Here is a 14,156-nt window from a genome sequence, read left to right as displayed (position 1 = left end):
AGGCGGCGAGGGCTTGCGGTTCATCCATTTTCGTTACAATCTTCAAACGATATTTTGAACGTACAAGAAAGACGTCCCTTGGACAAGCTCAGCCAGCCCTTCAAAGATGGCCTGCCGAACCTCAGCCAAGCGCATTTCGAGGTGCCGACCCGCGACAGCCTAGACGCGGCGGCGCCGTTCACCCATGCGCCCCGCTTCCTGATCCTCTACGGCTCGCTGCGGGAGCGCTCGTTCAGCCGCTGCCTCGCGTACGAGGCCGCCCGGCTCCTCGAAGCCATGGGCGGCGAGGTGCGGATCTTCCACGCGGACGGCCTGCCCCTGCCGGACGATGCGACCGCCGACCACTTAAAGGTGCAGGAGCTGCGCAATCTCTCGATCTGGTCCGAGGGCCAGGTGTGGGTCTCACCGGAGCGGCACGGTACCCTGACCGGCGTGATGAAAAGTCAGATCGACTGGCTGCCCTTGAGCGAGGGCAGCGTGCGGCCGACCCAGGGGCGCACCCTTGCCGTGATGCAGGTCTCCGGCGGCTCGCAGAGCTTCAACGCCGTGAACGCCTTGCGCGTGCTCGGCCGCTGGATGCGGATGATCACCATCCCGAATCAATCGTCCGTGCCGATGGCCTACAAGGAGTTTGACGACGCGGGCCGGATGAAGCCGGGGCCGCTCTACGAGCGGGTCGTGGACGTGTGCGAGGAGCTGGTGAAGTTCACGCTCCTGACCCGAGAGCGGGCCGACTACCTGGTGGACCGCTACAGCGAGCGGAAGGAGCGCGCGCCGGAGCGGCTGAGCGCGGTGGCCGCCGACATTGGCTTTGTGAAGCGCTGAGACCAGTCCCGGGAAACAACCCGAGGAGCATGCCGATGCTGACCCTTGAACGCCCGCACACGATGGCACCGGCCGCCGCCAGCGACATACCGCTGGGTGCCCTGCGCGCTGCCTGCGATACGCAGCCGGAGACGCCCATGGGTGTTCAGTCACGCCAGGCGGACGATCCAACGCGGCTGCCACGTCGCCGAGGTGAAGGCCGAACGGTTCGCCGCCCTCGAACGCGGCGCAAGCCCGGAAGCTTGATCGGATACCCTCATCCTCTCCGGGACGTGACCGAGGGCGACCGCACGCAAATGACCGTCGGCAAGTTCGCCGCGATCATCCGCACGGTGTCCTAACACGTCGGCCCCGACCTGGGCGCCCGCCCGAATCGACGCCATTCCCACCTGGCGGGAGGCATTCCGCGACCCTTGACCTTCCCACCATGGGAAGCCCCATCTGTGCGGGACGCCACCACAGGGAGAGCGTCATGTACCGCTACAAGGTCGACAGGATGGGTTGCGGAGGCTGCGCCAAGTCCGTGACCCGGGCCATCGCCGGCATCGAGCCGGGCGCCCTGGTCGAGGTGGACCTCGGGGCCAAGCTCGTGACCGTGTCCGGCGCGACCGGCCCTGCGGACCGCATTGCCGAGACCATAGTCGCCGCAGGCTTCCCCGCCGAGCCGCTGAGCCCGACGGCGTGAGTCGGGGGGACGAGCCGCAACCAAACCCGAATGCGCGCATTCACGTCCCAGGGACGACGCCGTCCCTACGTTTGGGCCGAGGTTGGCGACCGGCATGGGTTTCGACCGGCATATCGTGCGTCTGATGGCGGCGATGATCCTCGCGATCATCGCCCATGTCGCGCCGTCCGCCGTCCAGGCTCACGAGGGGCACGTCCACTGCGGCCACCGCGGTCGCATGGTCTCGGATGCCGCCACGGCGTCCCTTCCCGCGGCGAACCCGGGTCTCGACAAGGCGTCGGGCATCGCCGAGTTGGCGGTGACGCTGTTGACCGCGCCTCGCCTACGCGTGACCACCGGCAAGTCGACGGCATCCGTTCGGGCGGTCGATGCCGACCGATGCTGCTGCCCCGGCCCCTGCAAGCGACGCTGCTGTGGGACGACGGTGGGCGGCACATTCGGTGTTTTTGCCGGACCCGCATCACCCGCCATGCCCATGTTTCGGGCGGCCATGTTAATCCCGGATAATGTCGCCGGACGCGCGGGTATCGCTCCCGAGGCGCTGCGCAAGCCCCCACGAACCCTCGCGTGAGATGAGGCGCGCCCGAGGCGCGCGACGCCCGAGGTGCGACCGCAGTCGTGGCGTGCACCGACTATCCCGTGGCGAGGCCCATCTCTCATCTCGCGTTGATCCGGCGCCGCTGACGTAGGGTCCCTCTGCCGCTGTCTCAGCGGGATGCTCGCCCACGCTCAGCACAAGGTCGGCGACGCCTCGACGAGCCTCGCCGCCGCGTGCCCTCATTGCAGACCCGCGCCTAGACATACAGAAATATTATAGACAATAAATTGAACGTAATCCGACGAATATGGTTATGGATCTGATCGCAATTCAGCAAAAACGCAAATTACGTCTATGTATTTGCTGAACTTATGGCAGCACCCATCAACTTAAGGAGAACAAGGATGCACAAAATGTCTGGCGAGATGCAATCTTGCATCGACGAGTGCCTGCGCTGCTATCAAAGCTGCCTTGGCATGGCCTCCAACCACTGTCTCCCCGCCGGCGGCAAGCACGTCGAGCCGGAGCATTTTCGCCTGATGATGGCCTGCGCGGAAATATGCCGAACCTCGGCGCACTTCATGCTGATCGGCCTGCCCGAGCACACGCACACCTGTCGAGCCTGCGCCGAGGTCTGCGAGGCCTGCGCGCGGAGCTGTGAGGCGGTCGGCGACATGCAGGACTGCGTCGCGCAGTGCCGCCGGTGTGCCGAGACCTGCCGGAAAATGACCGCTTGAACCCTGACGGGGCGGCCGAGCCGGCCGTCCCGATTGATCAATTGGAGGAGATGATCATGAACGTTCGTACCCTGACACTCGCGATGACCCTGGCGCTGACCGGCATCGGCGCGGCCCTCGCCGCGGATAACGACCATGGCTCCAACGACCACGGCTCCATGCAGGCCCCGTCGTTCGAGCTGCCCGCAACCTGCAAGGCGGCGTCGGCCGGCAAGGAGTCCTCGATGAAGGACATGCAGGGCCACATGTCGATGGCGATGCAGGGCATGTCCGGTCAGGCGACCGACACCCAGAAGGGCCTGCAGCACGCCATGATGCAGATGAACGGCCCGATGATGGAAGGCATGATGGCCGGCGACCCCGACGTCGCCTGGATCTGCGCGATGATCCCGCATCACATGGGCGCCATCGCCATGGCCCAGGTCGGCCTGAGGAACGGCGACAATCCCGAGGCTAAGAAGATCGCCGAGAAGAGCATCCAGGAACAGGAGAAGAGCATCAAGGAGCTCACTGCCTGGCTCGACAAGAACGCCCGTAAGGAAGGCAAGCAGTAAGCCTGAGAGAACCACTTGTCCGCGGCCCAAATCGCGTCCGCTCTCGCGGGCCGCGGAGATCGAAGTCGCGCGGAGGGACCGGTCATGAGCAATTCGTCGAAAACGCATCTCGCCCCGGCGGCCCGCGCCTGCTCCGAAGGACACGGGCATGACCACTCCGTCGCTTCCCATGCGCACGACCATGCCGGCATGGCCGCGGATGACGCGGGTGCGTCCCGCGTGAAGGACCCGGTCTGCGGGATGATGGTCGACCCGCACGCGACCGAGCACCGGGCCGAGCACGACGGGCATCCCTACTACTTCTGCTCGAACGGCTGCCGGACGAAGTTCGTGGCCGAGCCGGTCCGCTACCTCGACCCCGGCCAGTCCGCAGCCAAGTCCGACCCGGTGCCGGAAGGCTCGATCTACACCTGTCCGATGCACCCGGAGATCAGGCAGGTCGGCCCCGGGGCATGCCCGATCTGCGGCATGGGGCTTGAGCCGGCGATGGTCGGCGCCGACGACGGCCCCAGCGAGGAGCTCGTCGATATGACCCGCCGGTTCCGGGTCGGGCTGGTCCTGACCCTGCCGGTGTTCGTGCTGGAGATGGGCGGGCACCTCTTCGGCCTGACCGAACGGCTCGGGCAGCAGACCTCGAATTGGATCCAGTTCGCGCTCGCCACCCCGGTGGTGCTCTGGGCCGGCTGGCCCTTCTTCGTTCGGGCCTGGCACTCCGTCCTGTCTCGGAACCTGAACATGTTCACCCTGGTCGCCCTCGGGACGGGCACGGCCTACCTCTACAGCGTGGTGGCGACCCTTGCCCCGGGGCTGTTCCCGGAAGCGCTACGCGGGCACGGCGGGGCGGTGCCGGCCTACTTCGAGGCGGCGGCGGTGATCACCGTGCTCGTGCTGCTCGGACAGGTCCTGGAGCTTCGCGCCCGCGAGAGCACCGGCGGCGCGCTGCGGGCGCTCCTCGACCTCGCGCCGAAATCCGCCCGCCGCATCCGGCCCGACGGCGAGGACGAGGAGGTGCAGCTCGATGCCATCGCCATCGGCGACCGGCTGCGCGTGCGCCCCGGCGAGAAGGTCCCGGTCGACGGCGCGGTGGTGGAGGGCCGCAGCGCCGTCGACGAGAGCCTCGTGACGGGGGAATCGATGCCCGTCACCAAGGAGGTCGGCGGCGCGGTGATCGGCGGCAGCCTCAACCAGTCCGGCTCGCTCGTGGTCGAGGCGACCAGGGTCGGGCGCGACACCATGCTGGCGCGCATCGTCCAGATGGTGGCCGAGGCGCAGCGTTCGCGGGCCCCGATCCAGCGCCTCGCCGATCAAGTCGCGGGCTGGTTCGTGCCGGCGGTCATTGGCGTGGCGGCGCTGGCCTTCGCCGCCTGGATGGCGTTCGGGCCGGAGCCGCGCTTCACCTTCGCGCTCCTCGCCGCGGTGGCGGTGCTGATCATCGCCTGCCCGTGCGCGCTCGGTCTCGCGACGCCGATGTCGATCATGGTCGGCGTCGGTCGCGGCGCCGGGGCCGGGGTGCTCGTCAAGAATGCGGAGGCACTGGAGCGGATGGAGCGGGTCACGACTCTTGTGGTCGACAAGACCGGCACCCTGACCGAAGGCAAGCCGGCCGTGACGCGGGTCGTGGCGGCGGCCGGGTTCGACGAGGACACGCTCCTGCGCCTCGCGGCGAGCGTCGAGCGGGCGAGCGAGCACCCGCTCGCCCTGGCCATCGTGGCGGCCGCCGGGAAGCGCGGGATCGCGACCGGCCCCGTCGCGGATTTCGACAGCCCGACCGGGAAGGGCGCGCTCGGCACCGTTGAGGGCCGCCGCGTGGCGCTGGGCAACGCCGCCTTCCTGCAGGAGCAAGGGGTCGACGTATCGACCCATGCGACCGAAGCCGACGAACTCCGGCGTGACGGCGCGACGGCGATCTTCGCCGGCGTCGATGGCCGGGTGGCCGGCGTCATCGCCATCGCCGACCCGGTCAAGGCCACGACGGCCGAGGCGCTGGCGGCGCTTCGGGCCGAGGGCATCCGGGTGGTGATGCTGACCGGTGACAACCGCACCACCGCCGAGGCGGTGGCACGCCGGCTCGGCATCGAAGAGGTCGAGGCGGAGGTGTTGCCCGACCAGAAGGCTGCGGTGGTCGAGCGCCACAAGGCGGCCGGGCAGGTGGTCGCGATGGCCGGCGACGGCGTGAACGACGCCCCGGCGCTCGCGGCGGCGGATGTCGGCATCGCCATGGGCACCGGGACGGACGTCGCCATCGAGAGCGCCGGGTTGACCCTGCTGAAGGGCGATCTCCTCGGCATCGTGCGGGCACGGCGGCTGTCGCGGGCGGTGATGGGCAACATCCGCCAGAACCTGTTCTTCGCCTTCATCTACAACGCCGCGGGCGTGCCCGTGGCGGCGGGCATCCTCTACCCGTTCCTCGGCATCCTGCTCTCGCCGGTCATCGCCGCGGCCGCCATGGCGCTCTCCTCGGTGAGCGTCATTGGCAATGCCCTGCGCCTGCGGGCGGCCAACCTCGACCCTTCCTCGGCCCGCTAGGAGCGCGCATGTTCCCGACCTGGCTCCATGCCATCTCGATCGCCGCGCTGCTGCTCGGGGCGGCCTGCTCGCTGCTGCTGTCGGCGCAGGTGATCCGTCACCCGCAGCACATGACCGTGATGAACGTGGTCTGGCCGATCAGCGCCCTGTTCGGGACGGTGGTCGTGGTCTGGGCCTATTTCAGTTACGGCCGGCTCGCGACCATGGAGGCGCACCACGACGCGAAGGAGCGGGGCGAGAAGCCGCCGAACACGACGGGGATGCCCTTCCCGGTGATGGTCGGCAAGGGTGCGCTCCACTGCGGCAGCGGCTGCCTGCTGGGCGATGTCGCCGCCGAGTGGCTCGCCTTCGTGGTGCCGGCCGTCGCCGTCTGGTTCGGCTGGCACTCCCTCTTCGATGAGAAGATGTACGCGGTCTGGGTCCTGGATTTCGTGTTCGCGTACGCGCTCGGGATCGCGTTCCAGTATTACGCCATCGTGCCGATGCGCGGGCTATCCCCCGGCGAGGGTCTGGTGGCGGCCGTGAAGGCGGACACCGTCTCGCTGATCGCCTGGCAGGTCGGCATGTACGGCTTCATGGCGTTCGCCCAATTCTTCCTGTTCCCGCACTGGGCCGGCCAGCGCGCCCCGGTGAACTCGGTCGAGTTCTGGTTCGCCATGCAGGTCGCGATGGTGGCGGGATTCCTGACCAGCTACCCGGTGAACTGGTGGCTCGTCGGCTCCGGCATCAAGGAGCGGATGTAGGCCGGTCCGCGCCTATCGGCGGATCACGAGGAGCCAGAAGAGGACGGCGCACGCGTCCGCGAGCATGCAGATCCGGTATGCCGCCTCGTTCGGGGAAGGGCGCATGCCCGCCCCGGTTGCGGCGCGACAGCTCGGGCACCTCGTCGCGTCGGTGCGAACCGTCCGCCCGCAGCAACCGCACTTGGATAAGAGCATGGGCGCCCCTGCCGTCCCGTGCCGAGATCTCGCGGGCCGCCGCACCTCGGTGAGGCCCCTGCGTACGGGCCGACAGGATCACCTTCTGGTCGGCCGCGACGGTCCTGAATGGCTTCGTAGTGCGGCGAGGCAGGCCGACGAAGTACGTCTTCGGTGGTAGCGAGGTTTCCGGCGGCTCAAGGCGGGATGGCGGCTGCTGCCGCCGGCGGTTGGCACGCGACTCCGAGGCGTACGCATAACGGGTAACGTTATGCGTACGCGTTACACGATGGGGGCGTTCGCCGACCGGGCGTTCCTCAATCCGAAGGCCTCCCGCGGCCTATCTGTCCGGTCGCCTTCGGGTCCGGCTCGCGCTCGCGCCCACACCGAGCCTCCACGCGGACCGCGACCGTTTCTTCACCGCTCGCGGCGATGATACCGGTAACGGCTTGGGATGGCGGGCATGGTGACGGAGAACGGGGTCTGGACAGCCGCGGATCGGATACGGGCCAGGCCGGCACCGCCCGGTGGCACCAAGGAGCGGGTCTCGGTCCGCACGGTCCGGAGGGAGCTCGGCGGCGGGTCGTTCGGCGACATCGCTCGCGAGCTCAGGAAGTGGAAGGACAGGGAGGACTACCGGCCGGCCATCGAACGGGCGGACCTGCCGGAGGCGTTCGAGAGGCGGCTTACGGTGATCGGGCGGGAGCTGCTTGAGTTGGCCCGGGTCGAAGCGGCCCGGGCGGGTCTGGCGGACTTCGTCGGAGCCGAGGATTGCAGGGCCGCGGCGAGGGATCTGCTCGACGAGGCGCTGGACCGGGTCGATCTCTTGGAGGAGCGGGTCGCGGCGTTGCAGGTCGAGCTCGACCGGGTGCGGGCCGTCGGCACTCAGGCCGGCGGGGCCGCGCCGCCCGTTTCCGCCGCGGGAGAGGCGGACTCCCTCGCGCAGGGTCGCGCCGGGCCCGGGTTTGTCGATACCGCGCACGGGCTCAAGCTGGCGCGAGAGGCGAACGACTTCTGGGGGCAGGTGCGGGACGCGGTCGAAGCGGCGGTGCGCCAACGCGGCCCCATGGCGGTCCACCCGCTCCTGAGAGCGCTCCCGACCCGGCTCAAGCAGGAGGGCGAGCGGGCGGGTTTCCCGCTCACCGAGGCGTGGCTGCGCTATCACCTCCTGCGCCTGGTGCAGGACGGCAACGGGCTGACCCTCGTCGGCCATCGGTTCGGGCTGGCCGAGCCCGAGCCGGACGTCGCGGCGACGCCCGAGCCGCCACTCGCCGAGGCGGTCGCGGCGATGGGAAAGCGGCCGTTCTGGCGCTTGTTCATGCGGGAGGTCCACGCCCTTCTCGCCAGAGGCGGGGCACAGACGGCGGAAGGCATCCTCGGCGGCCTGGATCCTGAGTTGGTCGCGGCGACGGGGCGCTTCCAGAGGATCACGCCCCGGCTGCTCCGGTGGAAGCTGCGCCAGCGCATAGCGGAGCGGAGGCCGTTCGAGGAACTCCCGGACGAGCGCTTCGCCGCCCTCGTGGGCGAGGCTCCCTGGGACGGTGAGAGCCCGGCCGAGGCCCCGGCGGCGAGGGCCGGATGACGCCCGCGGCCGAGGCCCGCGGCGAGCGGGGCCACCGCGACGCGACAGCCGACTTATCCGACGCCCGCTCGAAGGCTACGCCGCGGGGTCCGGCCGCACCGGCGGAGTTCGTTGTCGTGGGGCCACCGGCATCCCGGCCGACGGCGGAACATCGGCCGCGCCGCGAACGTCTTCGGTGACCGTCGGGATCCGCGCGTGCGGTCCGGCGCCCTCGGAACCCGCGCCCGCGGCTGGACGCCCGATGACGACGGCGGCCACCCGTGACACGGTGCTCGCCCATCGCGCGATGGTCGGACGGCACCAGCGGATCGGGTCCAGGGCGTCGGCGTGGTGGTTGGTCGGTCCCTCGTCGAGGACGGCGCGATAGTGGCCGATGCGGTTGCGCGACCTCCGGACGCTCTCGGCCAGCCGCTGGAATGACGACCGAATCCCTCCGGCCGGCTTCGTCGCGCCGGTCACCGGGGTCAGCGCGGACGCCCGACGGGCTTAGCGATGGCGAGCACGCCCTTCAGGCCGCTCCCGAAGCGGGCGATCGTCTCCCGGTGCCCGCGCAGCTCGCTGTAGGGCAGGTAGCGCAGGTCGAGCTCGGCCACCCGCGAGAAGGCGGGCCGGGCGAACTGCGCGCGCACGTCCTCCTCGCGGTTGTCGGGCGCCACCAGGAAGAAGTTGCGCGCGGCCCCGCCCTCGACCCCGAGCGCCAGGTCGAGCATCCGCACGATGCCCGAGTAGATGCTCGTCGTGTGCTCGACCTCGAAGGCGGCCGCGACGTCGCCGTCCGCCTTGTCCAGCCAGATCACGTCGATGAGCCGGACCATCTCGGCCGACCCATTCGCCGTCAGCCGCCCGGGCAGGCGGTCGAGGCAGCCGTCGGACAGGCGGCCGGAGGCATAGGGGCGGTTGCCGTCGTTCGACGCGATCCAGACGTCGAAGCCGAGGGCGAGGCCGAGGTCGCGCAGCCAGCCCTGGACCTCGGTGTGGGTGTGGTCCGCCTCACGCGCGGCGAGCGCCGCCTTGGAGGCCGTGGCCGCGGCCTCCGCCCGCACTCGGTCGAGATCCTCGCGCCAGCGCGCCAGCGCGGCGGCCCCGTCGCGCTCCGGCAGCGGGTATCGCCCGGACCCGACGTCGAACAGGAAGCCCGCGATGGCGCCGTAATCGTTGGAGAGCAGGCCGCGATGGGCGGCGTTGAGGGCGACGATGCCCCGGCGCATGGCGAGGTACTCGTCCCACTTGCCGAGCTTCACATTGGCGCCGGCGATGGCGTTGTAGCCCTTCACGATGGCCGTGTTGAACGGGGGCACAAGTGTGGGGTGCAGGAAGTACAGCAGGTTCGCCGCGGCCGGACCCAGCCCCTTGATGCGTTGCCGGTCGAGGCCGTGGATGGCGGCCAGCACCCCGTCCTCTGCACTGCAGCACAGGCAGGCGTCGAGGAACCGGCCGAACGCAACCTGGTTGGCGCGGTCTTCGTAGATGTCGGGGATGCGCAGCTTAGGCTTCCAGAGGAATGCGTGGTCGGCGCCCTTGAAGACCTGGCGCTGCTCCGCGATGGAGTGGACCACCGTTTCCAAGGACGAGCCGCGATAGGCGTTGCCGAACGCGTCGGCCCGGATCTCGTCTATCACCGCCTGGAGGCCGCGCCGGATCGAGCGGAAGTTCTTGATGCGCTCCTCCCACAGGAACCAGGTCCGATAGGAGGCGCCGGGGTCCTCGCGCCAATGCCGGATCAGGTTGCCGATCCAGGCCTCGTCCGAGGGGCGGTGATCCGTCCCGGTCTCGTCAGTCAGGCGCATCGGCGCGGCATTCCCAAAATCCGGCTTCGGCCCGGAACATACCATTCCCGCCCCGGTCGGCGCTGTCGTCGGCAAGTCTCACCGGCGCGCCTCCGGCGGGACAGGCGGCGCGGACCCCGACGGGTCGCGGCGGTCGGAACGGCGCAGTTCGAGCGGCGCTACCATGCCTGGTCGCAGGCACGGGTCCATCAGGTCGACATCGAAGCGGGACCGGCCGACCGCCCGCGGTGCTCTCCCTCATCGAGGAAGTCGATTAGAGCGTTCATCGCCGGGTAGGCCGCCCGGCAGATCAGGGTCGTGGCTTGGCGCTCCTGAACCACCAGACCGGTGTGGATCAGACGGCGCAGATGATGGGACAGCGTCGAGGCCGGGACATCGACGCGCTGCTGGAGCGCACCGACCGGCAGGCCGTCATGGCCCGCCCGGACGAGCGTACGGAACACCTTCAGGCGGGTCAGATTGCCGAGCGCCTCCAATTGTCGTGCCGCTAATTCGAGTTCCATGGAATTACCATGAAGACGCGGAACGGACCGTGCAACCCCTATTTCTATCAATCCGGAACTACCGCAGCGGCTCGGTGGTCGACCGCACGCTCCGGCGCCGCGAGGTGTCGATCCTTCGCGGCCGGCCGTTGCGCTCCTTCACGTTCGAAAGTCCGGCACCATCAGCGCGGCGGGATGTCGAGGGGGCATCGGGTCCACCCGCACCGGCGCCGATATCGGTCGCGAGGCGCTGCGTGGCCAGCCATCCGGCTTATCCTCTGACGCGACAGACGTAGCCGAACCGTCGCCGGAGCCATCGCCGATCTCGGCCTGTGGCAGCGGCGTGGCATCCCCGATGCGGCGTCGCCTCTGATTTCTCCCGGAGACAGCTTGAGCAGCTCGACCAGCCGCTTCCCGCCGAAAGCGCCTCCATGTTCCGGCTCGGGTACATACCCGCAGGTCGCAACCCGTAACGGGTCACGCATAGCGATAGACGTTACGGGTTCCAAACGGTTTCCGGAACCTGGAACGCCGATCCTTCGCCGGCCCCCGGCTCCCGCGGCGAAGCGGGAGCCGGGGCCGGCTCGCGTCGTCCGAAGCCCGGTCCCGCGGGCCGCGCGGACGACGGTCACGAATCCTCCCGCTCGTCGCCACGGTTCGGCGCCAGGCCGACGAGGACGCAGGGGTCCAAGTCCCAGTCGTCGAAACCGGGGTCGAGCAGGCCAACCCCGTCCGCCGACAAGGCGTAGAACGCCTCGTAGGGGTTCGCCTCCCAGCGCGGGGTCGCCGTCGGCGGCACGTTCCGGGCGACGTGGCCCCGACCGGCCCGTGCCCGCGAGGAACTCGTCCCCGCGCGCGCTCGCCGGGCGCTTCCGGAGCGACCGGGACGACCGGTCCCGGGTGAGGCGACGCGCGGCCGAGGGGCCAGCGAGACGCGGTTCGGCTTCGTGCGGTTCATCATGGCTCTGGTCCTTTCCGTCAGGCGCGGAGGCGGGCGGGTTGCGTGGCGCGGAGGCGGGCGGTCGCCACCGGCGTCGGGCGGGATTTGCGGAGGCGTCCGCCTGCGGCCCCGGCGGTGCCGACCGGCGCGCCCTGGAGAACCGGGTCGCCCAGGGCGGCGGCACAGTCGAGGAGCCGCTCGTGCAGGTCACGGTCCCGAGCCGGGGAGAGCGGCGACATGAGCGCGGTCAGGTCACCCGTCTCGAAGCGCTCGGCGTCCGGGTCCGCCGAGACGGCGAGGAGTGTGGCCGCGAGCGCGACCGCCGCGTACCGCATGCTCTCGCCGAGATCGCCCGCGAGCAGCCGCATCTGTTCCAGCGGCGAGAGCCTTGGTAGTTTGAGCGGCAGAACGCGCGGGGCGATCCGCCAGGCCGGCTGGCCGAGCTCACTGTCGCACCGAAGGTGCCAAGCCCCCGACGCGGTCGCGTGCAGGGCCTGGGCCGCGGTCAGCCGGCACGCCGTGGCCACGACGCGCAGGTGTCCGGGTTTGCCCGGACCGCCCTCGCGAAGCAGGTCCGTCGGCAGGACGGCGATCACGTCGCCTTCCGACCGTGCCGCCAGTCCCGAGAGGACGGCCGCCGCGTCGCGGGGATCGGGGCGGAGCAGGTCGAACGAACCCGAGAGGCGTGCCAGGCCACAGGCCTGGGCGCCGTTGGCGCCGACCGCGACGAGGGTCGGACGGGTACCGGCGGCGGTCAGGCCGCCGGCCACCAGCGCTGCGGCCAGCAGCCCGGTGCGGTCGTTGGAATGGATGGTCGCGATCACGGCGTCCTCCTTTGGGCCGATGCATCGAAGGAATCTTGCCATCCCTATTTCCATATGTCTAGAAGTACCGAATTTACTGGTTATCGGATCCCTGGCCGCGCTCGCTGACAGTCTATCGAGTCACTCGCGCTCCTAAGGTCGCGCCGATCACTGTCATCGTCCCGCTCTGCCCCAGGGTCGCGCCGCGGGTACGTCCCGGCATCGGCGCCGTTCCGGGCGCCCGCCGCGCCGGCATGCCGGTCGGAGCCGCCTCTCGCCGGCGCTCCGGGTCATCTGTGCGACAATGCGTGGCGCGTGGAGCTCCCAGGACCGGCGCACTTCGCGCGCGATAAGCCAATGCCGCCTTGCACGTTCGGAGCGCGCGGACCTGCCTCGTGCCGGTCGTGGCGAGCGTATCCCCGGAGCGGCGTCACCGAGCCACCTCACGCACATGCGTAAGTAATCCTGCGGACCCAAGACTGTAACACTACGCAGCCGTTAACCATGCCAGAAATCCGGCTCTTGATAACGAGCAGAATATGCTGTTCATTTCCGCTCTTTTGCCTTACGATTCACGGATCAATCACAACCGGTCCGACGTCGCGCGCCAGGTGGCCATTCCACCGGGCGTGCCGGCGTCCGGATTCCGTCATGGAGATTGCCCTTGATCTCTGCCTTCTTCGGCTCCGCCGGCCGGACCCATGCCGCCTACGCCGCGCTCCTCCTCGCCGACGCCTATGGCGTTCTCGGCCGGCCCGTCACGCTCCTCCGCGTCAGGTTCCCCGAGGAGGCGCCGTTGCCGGGCCGGACGGTCACGGAGGAGGGCCTCACCGTGATCGAGCGCGAGGCGCGCGACGCACGCGAGGCGGGCGAGATCGCGGCCGAGGCCGTGGGGCGGGACGATGATCTCGTCCTCGACCTGCCCGCGGCGTGCCTGGAAAACCTCGGGCTGAGGGCGCGCATCGACGCGCCGGTTCTGCCGGTAGGGCCGACCCCCTTCGAGGAACATGCCGCAGCGTCCGCGCTCGCGGGCATGAACGCGTCGGAGGATTTCGGTCTGGACGTCGTTTCGCCGCCCTGGCTTCTCGGCTGCGGCCGAAGCGGCGGCGCCTCCGCCGCCGACGCGTTCGGCCGCGTCATGCGCGGGCACGAGGCGCTCGTGCCGGGTCGAGGTCGTATCCGGACCCTGCCAATGGTCGTGCCGGCGTTCGGCCGCGGGGAGGCACAGCGCATCGCCGAAGGGGATCGCACGAGCCGCAGCCTCGTGGCCTCCGTGGCCCTGCTCGCGGCCCTGCGCGCCGCCGCCGAGGAGCCAGCAGCCGACGCGGTCGACACCGCCGCCTACGCCGCCGCCCTCGGCGTCGACGCCGAGCAGGCACGAAGCCCGGACGACCGGGAGGCCGGCGACCGGCTGCGCGACCTCGCCGACGAACTCCAGGGCATCCGCGACCAGGTCAAGCCGACGCCGGATGACTTGCAGGGCGCCCCACGCTTGGAGCGGTGGCGGTCTGCCACCCGGTCCGTGAGGGTGCTCACCGGCGACGTCTACGGCCATCCGAACTTCCCCGATGGGCGGCGCATCACAACCAGCGACCTGTATGCCTCCGATGGCCGGCGCTGGGCGCGCACCTTGTCGAGGTATTTCGTCCTGGGACACCCCGACGCCGGCGCCGAGCGCCTCGACCGGCACTAGCCCTCCGACATCCCGTCCGACGAACCCCGCCCGCGCGCCTCGGCACGCGGGAGCGGGGCCGTCTTGCCCATCGCGAGCCCGGAGGAC

Annotated in this window: 14 protein-coding genes; 10 read left to right on the top strand and 4 right to left on the bottom strand. The window is 70.0% G+C overall.

Annotation, left to right across the window (positions count from 1 at the left end; genetic code table 11):
* Window positions 1-78 precede the first annotated feature (78 nt).
* From arsH to E1J50_RS09180, 9 genes are all read left to right on the top strand, one after another.
* Window positions 79-825, top strand: a complete 747-nt coding sequence (gene arsH, locus E1J50_RS09220) for an arsenical resistance protein ArsH (RefSeq protein ID WP_050735116.1) — start codon at window positions 79-81, stop codon at window positions 823-825.
* 35 nt (window positions 826-860) lie between these two features.
* On the top strand, window positions 861-1,166 hold the full coding sequence (locus tag E1J50_RS09215) for a hypothetical protein (RefSeq protein WP_124262909.1): 306 nt from the start codon (window positions 861-863) through the stop codon (window positions 1,164-1,166).
* 131 nt (window positions 1,167-1,297) lie between these two features.
* The gene (locus tag E1J50_RS09210) at window positions 1,298-1,510 is read left to right on the top strand and encodes a heavy-metal-associated domain-containing protein (RefSeq protein WP_050735117.1); all 213 of its coding nucleotides are present in this window, start codon (window positions 1,298-1,300) and stop codon (window positions 1,508-1,510) included.
* 94 nt (window positions 1,511-1,604) lie between these two features.
* On the top strand, window positions 1,605-2,081 hold the full coding sequence (locus E1J50_RS09205; protein WP_050735118.1) for a hypothetical protein: 477 nt from the start codon (window positions 1,605-1,607) through the stop codon (window positions 2,079-2,081).
* A gap of 371 nt (window positions 2,082-2,452) precedes the next feature.
* Entirely contained in the window at window positions 2,453-2,785 is a 333-nt protein-coding gene (locus E1J50_RS09200) for a four-helix bundle copper-binding protein (protein ID WP_050735119.1), read from the top strand.
* 56 nt (window positions 2,786-2,841) lie between these two features.
* The gene (locus tag E1J50_RS09195) at window positions 2,842-3,339 is read left to right on the top strand and encodes a DUF305 domain-containing protein (RefSeq protein ID WP_050735157.1); all 498 of its coding nucleotides are present in this window, start codon (window positions 2,842-2,844) and stop codon (window positions 3,337-3,339) included.
* 84 nt (window positions 3,340-3,423) lie between these two features.
* Window positions 3,424-5,865 carry a heavy metal translocating P-type ATPase gene (locus E1J50_RS09190; RefSeq protein ID WP_132252727.1) on the top strand — a complete coding sequence of 814 codons (2,442 nt, stop codon included), beginning with the start codon at window positions 3,424-3,426 and terminating at the stop codon, window positions 5,863-5,865.
* Between the two features lie 8 nt (window positions 5,866-5,873).
* Window positions 5,874-6,608 (top strand): DUF4396 domain-containing protein, encoded by a 735-nt coding sequence (locus tag E1J50_RS09185; protein ID WP_050735121.1) that lies wholly within the window; start codon window positions 5,874-5,876, stop codon window positions 6,606-6,608.
* Window positions 6,609-7,245: 637 nt separating this feature from the next.
* Window positions 7,246-8,364, top strand: coding sequence for a DNA-binding protein (locus tag E1J50_RS09180; protein WP_050735158.1), 1,119 nt, complete (start codon window positions 7,246-7,248; stop codon window positions 8,362-8,364).
* Between the two features lie 464 nt (window positions 8,365-8,828).
* Here the strand turns inward: E1J50_RS09180 and E1J50_RS09175 are convergent, their stop codons facing one another.
* The 4 genes from E1J50_RS09175 to E1J50_RS09160 all read right to left on the bottom strand — a co-directional run bounded on the left by E1J50_RS09175 (window position 8,829) and on the right by E1J50_RS09160 (window position 12,397).
* Window positions 8,829-10,151 (bottom strand): type II restriction endonuclease, encoded by a 1,323-nt coding sequence (locus E1J50_RS09175; RefSeq protein ID WP_132252724.1) that lies wholly within the window; start codon window positions 10,149-10,151, stop codon window positions 8,829-8,831.
* A gap of 188 nt (window positions 10,152-10,339) precedes the next feature.
* Window positions 10,340-10,654 carry an ArsR/SmtB family transcription factor gene (locus E1J50_RS09170; RefSeq protein ID WP_053620341.1) on the bottom strand — a complete coding sequence of 105 codons (315 nt, stop codon included), beginning with the start codon at window positions 10,652-10,654 and terminating at the stop codon, window positions 10,340-10,342.
* A gap of 607 nt (window positions 10,655-11,261) precedes the next feature.
* Entirely contained in the window at window positions 11,262-11,594 is a 333-nt protein-coding gene (locus E1J50_RS09165) for a hypothetical protein (protein WP_132252722.1), read from the bottom strand.
* Between the two features lie 17 nt (window positions 11,595-11,611).
* Window positions 11,612-12,397: a hypothetical protein gene (locus E1J50_RS09160; protein ID WP_132252720.1), complete on the bottom strand. Its 786-nt coding sequence runs from the start codon at window positions 12,395-12,397 to the stop codon at window positions 11,612-11,614.
* 643 nt (window positions 12,398-13,040) lie between these two features.
* On the opposite strand from E1J50_RS09160, the gene E1J50_RS09155 reads away from it, so the two are divergent.
* Window positions 13,041-14,069, top strand: coding sequence for a hypothetical protein (locus E1J50_RS09155; RefSeq protein ID WP_132252718.1), 1,029 nt, complete (start codon window positions 13,041-13,043; stop codon window positions 14,067-14,069).
* The last annotated feature ends 87 nt before the right edge of the window (window positions 14,070-14,156 follow it).

It is taken from the genome of Methylobacterium segetis (assembly GCF_004348265.1).
Lineage (GTDB): Bacteria > Pseudomonadota > Alphaproteobacteria > Rhizobiales > Beijerinckiaceae > Methylobacterium > Methylobacterium segetis.
Note: the sequence above shows the minus strand (reverse complement) of the source record. Positions and strands in the feature narration are given on the sequence as shown.